The organism is Marinobacter confluentis, from assembly GCF_004785685.1.
Classification (GTDB): domain Bacteria; phylum Pseudomonadota; class Gammaproteobacteria; order Pseudomonadales; family Oleiphilaceae; genus Marinobacter; species Marinobacter confluentis.
In genome coordinates, this window is record NZ_SRPF01000005.1 from 1 (window position 1) to 12,724 (window position 12,724).

Below are 12,724 nucleotides of genomic sequence, written 5' to 3' on the forward strand. Positions count from 1 at the left end.
TCCTGATATTTCGTATCCGAAATACCTCGGCCAGCGCCCACACGAATTACTTGGTTAACTTTTTAAAGAGCAGTGGGAACTTCCGTTCCCTGATCAAGGCCGCGTATTCTACAGCGAATCGTGACCTTGTCAATTGTTTTCTGAGGTAGAGCGCTGCGTTAAAACTGGCTGCTCCCCTCAAGTGAACCGGCATTCTACAGACACCGAAGACTGTGTCAACGACGTTAAAACAAATATCTTTTTTTACTTCGGTTAGCCCTTACATGCTGGTTATTCAGCAACCAATTGGCAGCAAAACCTGCTCAATTTTCGTCCGCAGGTTCTTCCGGCTTGCGGGAACGACGAAATAGTGAAAATAAAGGGCCAGACAGGGCGTAAGCCAGGAACCCAACAAAAAGTACGGTAGCAGGATCAAGTGCGACAATCACAAAGGTCAGCACCACCAGCAGGATGGCGGCAAACGGGACTCGTCCCCGCAGGTCCAGATCCTTGAAACTCTTGTACAGAATGTTGCTGACCATAAGCACACCGCAACCGCCCACAACAACAATGGTCATCGCAGTCAGCCATGCTGCCGGCTCAAACGCATGAAAACACCAGACAACACCGGCCACACAGGCCGCCGCGGCAGGGCTGGCAAGCCCGACGAAGAATTTCTTATCCACAGAACCTATCTGGGTATTGAATCGGGCCAACCGAAGTGCAGCGCCAGCCACATAGATAAAGGTAATAGCCCAACCAAACTGACCCAGATTGTTGAGAGACCAGAAGAATGCGACCAGACCAGGCGCGACACCGAACGCCACCATATCTGCAAGACTGTCATACTCTTCGCCAAATTTGCTCTGGGTATTCGTGAGCCGTGCGACGCGACCGTCCAGACCGTCAAGGATCATGGAGACGAAAATGGCAATGGCGGCGTTGTCGAAGACACCATTGGCCGCCGACACAATGGCGTAAAAGCCGGAAAAGAGTGACGCCGTTGTCAGGGCATTCGGCAAAAGGTAGATGCCTTTGCGTCTTACCGGCGCGCCTTCGACCAGCTCTTCTTCAACAACTTCGCCCGGCTCAGCATCGAAGTCCGCAGCCTGCTTTGAATCAGCTCCTGACCTGGAATGCGCCTGTGGTTTTTGTTCACTCATCCTCAATCACTCCGGATAGCATTTGTGCGGAGTATATACGAAAAACGCGGCCTCTAGGGCCGCGCTCTGTTATTGGTCTCCGCCAATCAACCTAGTTTTTCTCTTTATCGACAATCTTGTTCGCAGAGATCCAGGGCATCATTGAGCGAAGCTTTTCGCCAACCGTTTCGATCTGGTGCTCGGCATTGATGCGGCGACGGGCCGTCATTGACGGGTAGTTGCTGCTGCCTTCCTGAATGAACATCTTGGCATATTCACCGGTCTGAATGCGCTTCAGTGCGTTGCGCATAGCTTCGCGGGACTGCTCGTTGATAATCTCCGGTCCAGTCACGTATTCACCGTATTCCGCGTTATTGGAGATGGAGTAGTTCATGTTGGCGATGCCGCCTTCATACATCAGGTCAACGATCAGCTTGAGCTCGTGCAGGCATTCGAAGTAGGCCATTTCGGGCTCATAGCCGGCATCTACCAGTGTTTCAAACGCCGCCTTAACCAGCTCAACTGTGCCACCACAAAGAACGGCCTGCTCACCAAACAGATCGGTTTCGGTCTCGTCCTTGAAGGTGGTTTCAATGATGCCGGTCCGACCGCCACCGATACCGCTGGCATAGGACAGGGCCAGGTTTTTCGCCGTTCCAGACGCATCCTGAAAAATCGCAATCAGGTCAGGGATACCGCCGCCACGGGTGAACTCGGTGCGAACTGTGTGACCAGGCGCTTTCGGCGCGATCATGATAACGTCCAGATCTTTCCGGGGAACGATCTGGTTGTAGTGGATCGCAAAACCGTGGGCGAATGCCAGAGTCGCACCCTGCTTCAGGTTGGGCTCGATCTCGGCCTTGTAAAGCTGAGCCTGGAATTCGTCAGGCGTGAGAACCATAACAACGTCCGCTGCGGCTACGGCAGAAGGTACGTCATTGGTTTTCAGACCGTAGGCCTCGGCTTTGGCGATGGAAGATGACCCGGGGCGCAGGCCAACCGTAACGTCAACTCCGGACTCTTTCAGGTTACAGGCGTGAGCATGCCCCTGCGAGCCGAAACCGATGATGGCAACTTTCTTGCCCTGAATGATGGAAAGATCGCAATCCTTATCGTAATAAACCTGCATAAAAACCTCTGTGTTTTATAGGGACCGATTATTGGCCCGCGATTGTACAGAATATTGGCGATACCTGTTAAAGGCTCAGTACCTTTTCGCCCCGGGCGATGCCAGAAACACCGGAACGCACCACTTCGAGGACACCGGACGTGCCTATCGCCTGAATAAATCCATCGAGCTTCTCACTGTCGCCCGCCAACTGAACCGTGTAGACGGAACTGGTCACGTCGACAATCTGGCCGCGGAAGATATCAACCGTGCGCTTGATTTCAGCCCGCTGGGAACCGGTCGCCTTGAGCTTCACCAGCATCAGCTCCCGCTCGATGTGAGCACCTTCTGTCAGGTCAACAAGCTTCACCACTTCTATCAGCTTGTTCAGCTGCTTGGTGATCTGCTCAATCACCCGGTCAGAGCCGGTTGTTGTAACCGTCAACCTGGACAGGGTTTCATCTTCTGTTGGGGCGACTGTCAATGTTTCGATGTTGTAGTTGCGCTGGGAGAAAAGGCCCACGACCCTCGACAGCGCGCCCGGCTCATTTTCCAGAAGAACGGATATGATTCGACGCATGATCAGACCCTCTCCGTTTTGCTGAGCCACATGTCTTTCATCGAACCACGGGCCACCTGCATTGGGTACACATGCTCGAAGCGGTCAACGTAAATATCGACAAACACCAGCTTGTCTTTCATGGCCAGCACTTCTTTGAGTTTTGGCTCAAGATCTTCTTTCTTGTCGATCCGCACGCCAACGTGACCATAGGCTTCGGCCAGCTTGATGAAGTCCGGCAGGGATTCCATGTAAGACTCCGCATGGCGGGACTCGTAGTTCATGTCCTGCCACTGCTTGACCATACCCAGTGCCTGATTGTTCACATTGATAATCTTCACCGGCAAATTGTACTGCTTGCAGGTGGACAGCTCCTGAATGTTCATCTGAATACTGCCCTCACCGGTAATGCACAGCACTTCATCGTCCGGATAGTTCAGCTTGACGCCCATGGCGGCCGGCAGACCGAAGCCCATGGTTCCCAGGCCACCGGAATTGATCCAGCGGTTGGGGCGATCAAACTTGTAGTATTGAGCGGCAAACATCTGGTGCTGCCCAACGTCTGTCGTCACATAGGCGTCGCCATTCGTCAGGCGCCAGAGCGCTTCAATCACTTCCTGCGGCTTAATAGTGTCATCACTGGTTTCATAGCGCATGCCATGGAAGGCGCGCCATTCTTCGATCTGCTTCCACCAGGACGCAATGGCATCGGCGTCCGGCTTTTCTTTGCTTTCCTTGACCAGGGTAATCATTTCCTTGAGCACGGCATCAACGGGCCCGACGATGGGAACGTCGGCGTCGATCGTCTTGGAAATGGAAGCCGGGTCTATGTCGATGTGAACAATGCGCGCGCCCGGACAGAACTTCTCGGTGGCATTAGTCACCCGGTCATCAAACCGCGCTCCGACACACAGGATGAGATCCGCATGGTGCATGGCCATGTTCGACTCATAGGTGCCATGCATACCCAGCCAGCCTAGATGCTGCTTGTCCGAAGCGGGGTAGCAACCGATACCCATGATGGTATTGGTGATCGGGTAACCCAGCATCTGCACCAGCTCTGTCAACTGATCCGACGCCTTGCCCAGAATGACACCGCCACCGGCGTAGATCATCGGCCGCTTGGCCGCCATCAGCATGTCCACAGCTTTCTTGATCTGACCAGCATGGCCCCGGATCGCCGGGTTATAGGAACGCAGCTTCACTTTCTTGGGGAAGCTGTACTCATACCGCTCGTTCGGGGTCGTCATATCCTTCGGGATATCCACAACCACAGGTCCGGGCCGGCCGGTCGAAGCGATATAATAGGCCTTGCGGATAATTTCAGGAATTTCTTCCGGGTGGCGAACGCTCAGGTTGTGCTTTACCACCGGCCGGGACACACCCATCATATCCGTTTCCTGGAAAGCATCCTCGCCAATCAGAGTCGATGCCACCTGGCCACAAAGCACGACCATAGGAATGGAATCCATGAACGCGGTTGCAATACCGGTGATGGTGTTGGTGGCCCCAGGGCCAGATGTAACCAGAACGGTGCCAGGTTTTCCGGATGCGCGCGCGTAACCATCAGCCATGTGCACGGCGGCCTGCTCATGCCGCACCAGGATATGTTTTACTTTATCCTGTCTGAAAAGCGCGTCATAGATATGCAATGCCGCACCACCCGGATAGCCATATATGTATTCGATGCCCTCGTCCTGCAGGGACCGAATCAGCATATCAGCGCCAGACAATAACTCCACGATGTTCTACCCTCTTCTACAGGTGAATGAGCCGGACTGCTTCCGGCCGGGTGCCTGGGTATCCGGCCTTCGCGCTTCTTTTGAAAGCGGAAACGGATTCTGTGCCACACTGATGAAAGAGGTTGTCTCCTGGCCAGCCGCCCTCCTGAGGGTTGCGGAGAACGACCAATCGACGAGCGTCCAGTGTGGTTGCTGATGGGGGATACCTGCACGGGATTTCCTGCCGTATTGACCCCAGTCTTCAGGCAACGCGTAATTTTGACAGCGGGAAACTCCCTGTCAATAGCAACCGCCGCATTCTATGCCCTATCCTGGCTCAGGTCTGCCATACTTTTGGCAAAGATTTCCGTCAGCAATTCAGTCAGGATTTGAACCAGCCCGAAGAAAGTTGGCTTTACAAATGGCAGGATCGCTTTAGGCTTAGTGGTAACGATGCGCTCCCGGGCGCTTTGATCAGGCTAAAACAAACAGGCCGACGCAGTATAGGCCTACGCAAAAGAGTAAAGGCATGAACAGGAAAATCCTCGCTCTCGCAGTATGCATCATGGTGATTCCGGCCTCCGCTTCAGCGCAGTCGGTCTACAAATGGACAGACGAAAACGGAATCGTGCATTTTGGTGACCGTGCGCCCAGTGGAACAGAGTCCGAATCTGTCAGCATCCGCACCGGCAAGAGAGCCGGCTCGGGCGACTCTGACTCAGCAAGCCCCCAACAACGTGTTCAACAAATGGATGAGCAGGCAGCACAGAGCGCTGAACGCGAACAGCTCAGCGCCGCGGAAGAAGCCAGGCAGAAGCAACGCGCGGCAAACTGCCAGACCGCAAGAAGTAACCTTAGCCTGATCCGCAGCGGCAGCCGCATAAGAGTTGAAGAGAATGGTGAAGAACGGTATCTGACCGAGGAAGAAAAAGCCGAGAAACGTGAGCAGTTCGAAGAGATCGCTGAGCTGAACTGCAACGAAGAAACCCAGCAATAATCGCCGTAACAGAAAAGGGGGCCAGCAGGCCCCCTATCAAATCACCAACCAGTGCTCACGTCTTGCTGAACACCAGGGCATTGCCCTTCACCTCTGCCCGGATGGTGTCGCCCGACACAAAATCGCCCTGCAACAGCCGTTGTGCCAGAGGATTCTCAATCATCCGCTGGATTGCCCGCTTCAACGGCCGCGCCCCATACACCGGGTCGTAACCCACTTCCGCCAGCAATTCCATGGCCGAATCGTCCAGCTCCAGCTTCATCTCCTGCTCTTTCAGGCGCTTGCTGAGAATCTCGATCTGGATTCTGGCAATGCCCTGGATCTGGTTTTCAGCCAACGGATGGAAGACCACAACCTCGTCTACACGGTTGATGAACTCAGGCCGGAAGTGAGTACCCACTACCTCCATGACATCCGCTTTCATAGACTCGTAGTTTGCTTCTCCCGCTTTCTGTTGAATAATGTCCGAACCCAGGTTGGAGGTCATGACAATCACGGTATTTCTGAAATCCACCGTGCGGCCCTGACCATCTGTGAGCCGGCCGTCCTCCAATACCTGCAACAGGATATTGAAAACATCCGGGTGGGCTTTCTCCACTTCGTCCAGCAACAGCACTGAATAGGGCCGCCGACGGACTGCTTCGGTCAGGTAACCGCCCTCTTCATAACCGACATAACCCGGAGGCGCGCCAATCAGCCGCGCCACCGAGTGTTTTTCCATGAACTCGGACATATCAATCCGAACCATCGCCTCCTCGGTATCGAACAGGAAAGACGCCAGGGCCTTGCACAACTCGGTCTTGCCAACGCCGGTGGGTCCGAGAAAAAGGAACGAGCCGTTCGGGCGATGAGGATCAGAGAGCCCCGCCCTTGAGCGGCGCACCGCATTAGACACCGCTTCAACCGCCTCGTCCTGACCAATCACCCGGCCGTGAAGCGCCTCTTCCATGCGCATCAGCTTATCCCGTTCGCCTTCCAGCATCTTGGAGACCGGAATACCCGTCCATTTGGAGACGATTTCAGCGATTTCTTCATCCGTCACCCGGTTGCGAAGCAGCTTCATTTCCATCATCTCGGCCTGGCTGGCCATATCGAGCTGACGCTCAAGTTCCGGAATCTGCCCGTACTGCAACTCAGACATCTTTCCCAGGTCGCCTGCTCGGCGGGCATTCTCCAGATCAATCCGGGCCTGTTCGAGCCGGCTCTTGATCTTCTGGGAACCATGCAGGGCGGCCTTTTCAGTATTCCAGATTTCCTCCAGGTCGGCGTATTCCCGTTCAACCCCACTGATGACAGCCGACAGTTCAGAAAGCCGCTTTTTCGAGGCCGCGTCCGTTTCCTTTTTCAGTGCTTCACGCTCGATCTTTAACTGGATCAGGCGGCGCTCAAGGCGGTCCAGAGCCTCTGGCTTGGAATCCATTTCCATACGGATCTGGCTGGCTGCCTCGTCCACCAGATCGATCGCCTTGTCGGGCAGTTGCCGGTCCGCGATGTAGCGATGGGACAGCCTGGCCGCAGCAATGATAGCGCCATCGGTTACTTCTACCCCATGGTGCACCTCATAGCGCTCTTTAAGGCCGCGGAGAATGGCGATGGTGTCTTCTTCGTTGGGCTCGCTGACCAACACCTTCTGGAACCGGCGCTCCAGCGCGGCGTCTTTTTCAATATTTTCCCGGTATTCATCAAGAGTCGTCGCGCCGACACAGTGCAGCTCACCGCGCGCCAACGCAGGCTTGAGCATGTTACCGGCGTCCATCGAGCCTTCGGCTTTACCGGCGCCAACCACCGTATGAATCTCGTCAATGAACAGAATGATCTGGCCTTCCTGTTTTGCCAGCTCGCTCAGAACCGCTTTCAGACGTTCTTCAAAATCACCACGGAACTTGGCACCAGCGATAAGAGAGCCCATATCCAGCGAGAGTACACGCTTGTTTTTCAGCCCTTCCGGCACTTCACCGTTGACGATGCGCTGGGCGAGGCCTTCCACAATGGCGGTTTTGCCAACGCCGGGCTCGCCGATCAGCACCGGGTTATTCTTGCGACGGCGCTGCAATACCTGGATGGTACGGCGAATCTCATCGTCGCGGCCGATCACCGGGTCCAGCTTGCCGGCTTCGGCCCGCTCGGTCAGATCAATGGTGTATTTATCGAGGGCCTGACGGTTCTCCTCCGCAGACGCATCCTTGACGGCCTCGCCACCGCGCACATCGTCAATCGCCTTTTCCAGCGCCGCCTTGTCGACGCCCTGCTCCCGTAGCACTCGCCCCAGAGTACCGCGATCCTCCAGGGCCGCCAGCAGCACCAGTTCGCTTGAAACGTACTGATCACCCCGCTTCTGGGCCAGTTTGTCGGCCATGTTGAACAGCCGACCCATGTCATTGGACATGGAGACATCGCCTGCGGTGCCCTGAACTTCCGGCAGGTTGCCAATTTCCCTGGCAATCTCCTGGCGAATACGACCGGGCTCGGCGCCTGCCTGTTTGAGCAAGGGCTTGATTGAACTGCCCTGCTGATCCATCAGCGCCAGCATGAGATGCACGGGCTCGATGAAATTGTGGTCTTTTCCCACCGCAAGGGACTGGGCATCGGCCAGCGCCGTCTGCAATTTACTGGTCAGTTTGTCGATTCTCATAATCCTGTTCCCTTCTGTGCTGGCGCGCTTTAAACATAAGCGCGCCCACAAACTTTCGTTCGTCTGATAACGTCAATGTAGGGGCGTTTAACGGGAGTTCAAGCGGCAGACTGAAATAAGTGTCAGAAATTTGACGCGAAACCCCGGCAAGGGGATTCGAGGGTGTTCAGGCAATGAAAATCAGGCTGGCCATACGACCGGTCACACCGTCGCGGCGGTAGGAAAAGAAGCGCTCAGGCGCAGAAAACGTGCACTCTGTCCCGCCATAGATCTGGATGACCCCCTGCGCTTTCAGGCGCTGTCGGGCAAGCAGGTATAAGTCGCCCATGTAGTGGCCGGCTCGCGACCCGGGCACGAAGGCATCACCAGCGTCAGGATGCTCACGGATAAACGCCTCCCGCACTTCCCCACCTACCTCAAATTGACTCGGGCCAATAGCGGGACCAAGCCAGGCCATCACCTCCGATGGGTCATCAAACTGTGCCAACACCTTCTCTAATACGCCGTCACACAGCCCCCGCCAGCCCGCATGGGCAGCCGCCACACGGGTCCCTTCGTAGTTACAGAAGAGCACTGGCAAACAGTCGGCGGTCATGATCAAGCAGGGAACGCCAGGCCGCGTTGTTACGCAACCATCGGCGGTAACGGGCGCCCTCTGAGGCAACGTGACCACATCCGTGCCATGAACCTGATTCATGAAACAGAAGGCGGACGGCAAAAGCCCCATGGCGTCGGCCAGTTGCCGACGATTCTGTTCAACCCGCGCGGGTTCATCGCTAACGTGGCCGCCAAGATTGAAGCTATCCCAGGGTGCCGGACTGAAACCCCCAGCCCGGGTGGTAGAAACTGCTCTAATCCCGGCCGGTGCCGGCCATTCTGGGAAAATCAGGTTCAGCTCAGAATTCATTGCTGTTCAGTTCACTGAAGTGTTTTCGCAGCGCTGCGAGCAAATCCACCATATCCTGAGGCATGGGCACTTCCCAACTCAGGGTTTCACCGGTCTGTGGGTGTTCAAGGGTCAATTTACGGGCATGCAGGGCCTGACGATGAAACGCGGACAAGGCCTCGCGCAACTCGTCTGTTGTACCCTTGGGCAACCTCAGGCGCCCACCGTATTGCGGGTCGCCCACAAGTGGATGCTTCACGTGGGCCATATGAACCCGGATCTGGTGGGTTCGCCCGCTTTCCAGCGTACAACGAACGTGGGTGTGCGCTGCAAAGCGTTCCGCCAACCGGTAGTGCGTCACTGCCGGCTTACCGGACGAAACCACGGCCATCTTTTTACGCTCCTGCGGGTGTCGCCCGATCGGCGCATCTACCGTCGCCCCACCGGTAATTGTTCCAACAATCACCGCTTCGTATTCACGGCCCATGGTTCGGGTCTGCAACTGATCAACCAGCGACGTATGGGCGATCAGGCTGCGGGCCACCACCATGATGCCGGAAGTATCCTTATCCAGACGGTGAACGATGCCAGCCCGGGGCAGGTTTTCCACTTCCGGGGCGTAATTCAGCAACGCGTTGACCAGGGTGCCATCGGCATGCCCTGCCGCAGGGTGAACCACCAGCCCGGCTGGCTTGTTGATTACCAGTAGATGCTCGTCTTCATAAACCACATCCAGGCTGATCGCTTCAGCTTCCCAGCTAACCTGTGCTTCCGGCTCCGCGTCCAGCAACAGCACATCGCCCATCATCACTTTGTCCCTGGGCTTGCAGGTTTTCCCATCAACCGTTAAAGCCCCTGACTTGATCCAGCCCTGCAGCCGAGAACGGGAGTGTTCGGGCATGAGTTCGGCAGCGGCCTGATCCAGCCGCCGATCGCTGAGTTCCGGCGGAATGGAGAAGCGGGCGATGATACGTGATTCAGATGACATTAAGCCCCCGGGGCCGTTTATAAAGTTACGTTTGAGTCAAAAAGGCGGAATCCAACGGACCTGCCACTGCACAATCAGGGATAACCCCGTTACAATGGCGTTCAATTTCGACCCGCAATTTCAGTTTTGCCATTATACGGGATTCCGGCATGAGATCAGTTGCTCGATTAATCTTGCTCTTTACCACAGCGTTGTTGATCAGCGCCTGTGCCTCCAATAAAGGGCAGGAAGAAGTACTCGCGGAAGAAACCTATTACGAGAATGCTCGTGATGCCATGACCGCTGGCAATTTCAACGAGGCCGAGACCAACCTTGACGCCCTGGAAACCTACTATCCCTTTGGCCGCTATGCCGAACAGGCCCAACTCGACCTGATCTATGCCCGCTACCAGAATCTGGATCTTGAGGGCGCCCGGGCAGCCGCCGACCGCTTCCTCCGCCTGAACCCCCAAAGCGAGCACGCCGATTATGCACTGTATATGCGCGGACTGGCCTCCTACAATCTGGATATTGGCCTTGGCGCGCGCTACCTGCCCATTGACATTGAAGCCCGCGACCCCGGCGAGCAGCGCCAGGCCTTTCAGGATTTTTCACAGCTGCTGAACCGCTATCCGAGCAGCGAATACGCGCCGGATGCCCGCCAGCGAATGATTGCCATCCGCAACCGGCTAGCCCGGCTGGAGTTGCTGGCCGCGCAGTATTACATCAGCCGCGAAGCCTATGTGGCCGCAAACACCCGTGCGCGATACCTGATTGAGAACTATCCATCCACACCCCCGGTCGAGGATGCACTGATCATTCTTGCGGAAACCTTCCGTTTTCTTGATCTGAAAAAGGGTGCGTCAGACGCGGTTGCCATGCTCAAAGAAAACTTCCCGGAAAGCGCAGCGTTCAATGAAAATGGCGAGTTTGAATCCGATATTCTGGATCGGGAAGACCGTTCGCTGGCCAGTGTTGTCACCTTCGGGCTGATGGGCGACGAATAGGCCAAGAAGTCCATCTGGGCGCCTACCCAAGAGTGGGGCGGCGCTTATGCGCCGCTCTTCCAGCCATTGGTGATCGGGTAGCGCCGGTCTTTCCCGAAGCCGCGCTCCGTGATCCTGACGCCAATCGGCGCCTGCCGGCGTTTGTACTCGTTGATGTCCACCAGGCGAACCACCCTGTCCACATCTTCCCGATTGAATCCCTGAGCCACAATGGCGTCTGCGCTCAGGTCCCGCTCTACGTACAGATTAAGAATCTGATCCAGAATGTCATAACCCGGCAGACTGTCCTCGTCCTTCTGATCCGGTGCAAGCTCCGCTGACGGCGGGCGTGTAATGACCCGTTCCGGAATCACCGGCGCCACACTATTGCGATACCATGCCAGCTTGAACACCAGGGTTTTTGGCACATCTTTCAACACATCGAAACCGCCGGCCATGTCGCCATACAGGGTGGAATAACCCACGGCCATTTCGCTCTTGTTGCCGGTTGTCAGCACCAGCGCGCCGAATTTATTCGACAGGGACATTAACAACACGCCCCTCAGACGCGCCTGCAGATTCTCTTCCGTTGTGTCGGGCTTTGTTCCCTCAAAGGGCGCCGCCAGAGTTTCCATGAAGGCGTCGTACATGGGCTCAATCGAAAATACATCGTACTGCACACCCAGCGCCCGAGCCTGCAGCTCGGCATCTTCTATGCTCATACCTGAGGTATACCGGAACGGCATCATCACCGCCCGCACCCGATCAGCGCCCAGAGCATCCACCGCAACAGCCAGCGTCACCGCTGAATCAATACCGCCCGACAAGCCCAGAACAACGGACTTGAAGCCATTCTTGTTGACGTAATCCCGGACTCCCAGAACCAGCGCATGATAGACGTTTTCTTCCACCGACGGTTCCGGCAATGCCGGCTGGGAAACCGGCTGGCAGTGGTGCTCACAGATCAGATCGACGGGGAAAAGCCCTTCGCTGAACTGTGGCGCTTCGGCGCAGAGCGCGCCGGAGTGATCAAAGGCCATGGACCCGCCATCGAACACCAGCTCGTCCTGCCCCCCGACCAGATTCACATAGGCAATAGTGACCCGGTTTTCGCTGGACTTACGCTCCAGCAGCGCCTTTCGCCGGGCCTGTTTGCCGATGTCATAGGGCGAGGCATTGAGGTTGAGAATCAGCTTGGCACCCCGTGCAGCGGCCTCCTCCACCGGGCCGTCGCTCCAGATATCCTCACACACGGTCAGCCCCACGGAAACGCCGCGGATGTTCTGAACCAGGACCTCCCGGCCCTCTGCGAAATACCGTTTTTCATCAAATACCTGATAATTCGGCGGGAAGCGCTTGAAGTACTGCGCCGCGATTGCGCCCTGATCGATCACCAGTGCCGCGTTGTAGAGCAGCCCGCCCTGGCGAATGGGCGCCCCCACGACGATGGCCGGCGCAAAGGCTTCCGCCTGAAGCGTTTCCAGAGCCTTGGCCACTCTAAGGTCCATACTGGGGCGCAACAACAGGTCTTCCGGCGGATAGCCGGTCAGGCAGAGCTCAGGGAAGACCACAATATCTGCGGCCAGCTCTTTGCCCGCGCGGCGAGCCGCATCGATGACCTTCTGGGTATTGCCCGGAATATCGCCCACCAGGAAATCGAGCTGTGCCATCACCACCCTGAGTGTTGTAGGTGACTGACCGGATTGCGCAGACATAAACTACCGCTCCTGTAACTCATTGCCGTTAA

10 protein-coding genes are annotated in these 12,724 nt (G+C 56.3%); 2 read left to right on the plus strand and 8 right to left on the minus strand.

What is annotated here, in order from left to right; translation table 11 throughout:
- Nucleotides 1–302 precede the first annotated feature (302 nt).
- The 4 genes from pssA to E5Q11_RS14790 all read right to left on the minus strand — a co-directional run bounded on the left by pssA (nt 303) and on the right by E5Q11_RS14790 (nt 4,530).
- On the minus strand, nt 303–1,142 hold the full coding sequence (gene pssA / locus E5Q11_RS14775; RefSeq protein ID WP_135804232.1) for a CDP-diacylglycerol--serine O-phosphatidyltransferase: 840 nt from the start codon (nt 1,140–1,142) through the stop codon (nt 303–305).
- A gap of 91 nt (nt 1,143–1,233) precedes the next feature.
- Nucleotides 1,234–2,250, minus strand: a complete 1,017-nt coding sequence (gene ilvC, locus E5Q11_RS14780; RefSeq protein WP_135804233.1) for a ketol-acid reductoisomerase — start codon at nt 2,248–2,250, stop codon at nt 1,234–1,236.
- A 67-nt stretch (nt 2,251–2,317) separates the two neighbouring features.
- Entirely contained in the window at nt 2,318–2,809 is a 492-nt protein-coding gene (ilvN, locus tag E5Q11_RS14785) for an acetolactate synthase small subunit (protein WP_135804234.1), read from the minus strand.
- 2 nt (nt 2,810–2,811) lie between these two features.
- Nucleotides 2,812–4,530: an acetolactate synthase 3 large subunit gene (locus tag E5Q11_RS14790; protein ID WP_135804235.1), complete on the minus strand. Its 1,719-nt coding sequence runs from the start codon at nt 4,528–4,530 to the stop codon at nt 2,812–2,814.
- Between the two features lie 508 nt (nt 4,531–5,038).
- Here E5Q11_RS14790 and E5Q11_RS14795 point away from each other — a divergent pair.
- Complete coding sequence (locus E5Q11_RS14795) at nt 5,039–5,506, plus strand: DUF4124 domain-containing protein (protein ID WP_135804236.1); 468 nt, start codon at nt 5,039–5,041, stop codon at nt 5,504–5,506.
- A gap of 55 nt (nt 5,507–5,561) precedes the next feature.
- Here E5Q11_RS14795 and clpB read toward each other — a convergent pair whose 3' ends face one another.
- From clpB to rluD, 3 genes are all read right to left on the minus strand, one after another.
- Nucleotides 5,562–8,138: an ATP-dependent chaperone ClpB gene (clpB, locus tag E5Q11_RS14800; protein WP_135804237.1), complete on the minus strand. Its 2,577-nt coding sequence runs from the start codon at nt 8,136–8,138 to the stop codon at nt 5,562–5,564.
- A 166-nt stretch (nt 8,139–8,304) separates the two neighbouring features.
- Nucleotides 8,305–9,045 (minus strand): peptidoglycan editing factor PgeF, encoded by a 741-nt coding sequence (gene pgeF / locus E5Q11_RS14805; protein WP_191964484.1) that lies wholly within the window; start codon nt 9,043–9,045, stop codon nt 8,305–8,307.
- A complete protein-coding gene (gene rluD / locus E5Q11_RS14810) occupies nt 9,035–10,012 on the minus strand; it encodes a 23S rRNA pseudouridine(1911/1915/1917) synthase RluD (RefSeq protein WP_135804238.1) in 978 nt (325 codons plus the stop codon). Before rluD ends, pgeF begins: the two co-directional genes overlap by 11 nt.
- 149 nt (nt 10,013–10,161) lie before the next feature.
- On the opposite strand from rluD, the gene E5Q11_RS14815 reads away from it, so the two are divergent.
- Nucleotides 10,162–10,998 carry an outer membrane protein assembly factor BamD gene (locus E5Q11_RS14815; protein WP_135804239.1) on the plus strand — a complete coding sequence of 279 codons (837 nt, stop codon included), beginning with the start codon at nt 10,162–10,164 and terminating at the stop codon, nt 10,996–10,998.
- A gap of 44 nt (nt 10,999–11,042) precedes the next feature.
- Here the strand turns inward: E5Q11_RS14815 and E5Q11_RS14820 are convergent, their stop codons facing one another.
- Complete coding sequence (locus tag E5Q11_RS14820; protein ID WP_135804240.1) at nt 11,043–12,692, minus strand: NAD+ synthase; 1,650 nt, start codon at nt 12,690–12,692, stop codon at nt 11,043–11,045.
- Nucleotides 12,693–12,724: the final 32 nt, after the last annotated feature.

Coding starts and splice junctions, on each gene's coding strand:
- rluD (WP_135804238.1), bottom strand. CDS start 10,012: ATGTCATCTGAATCACGTATCATCGCCCGCTTCTCCATTCCGCCGGAA.
- clpB (WP_135804237.1), bottom strand. CDS start 8,138: ATGAGAATCGACAAACTGACCAGTAAATTGCAGACGGCGCTGGCCGAT.
- E5Q11_RS14820 (WP_135804240.1), bottom strand. CDS start 12,692: ATGTCTGCGCAATCCGGTCAGTCACCTACAACACTCAGGGTGGTGATG.
- ilvC (WP_135804233.1), bottom strand. CDS start 2,250: ATGCAGGTTTATTACGATAAGGATTGCGATCTTTCCATCATTCAGGGC.
- pssA (WP_135804232.1), bottom strand. CDS start 1,142: ATGAGTGAACAAAAACCACAGGCGCATTCCAGGTCAGGAGCTGATTCA.
- E5Q11_RS14795 (WP_135804236.1), top strand. CDS start 5,039: ATGAACAGGAAAATCCTCGCTCTCGCAGTATGCATCATGGTGATTCCG.
- E5Q11_RS14815 (WP_135804239.1), top strand. CDS start 10,162: ATGAGATCAGTTGCTCGATTAATCTTGCTCTTTACCACAGCGTTGTTG.
- pgeF (WP_191964484.1), bottom strand. CDS start 9,045: ATGAATTCTGAGCTGAACCTGATTTTCCCAGAATGGCCGGCACCGGCC.
- ilvN (WP_135804234.1), bottom strand. CDS start 2,809: ATGCGTCGAATCATATCCGTTCTTCTGGAAAATGAGCCGGGCGCGCTG.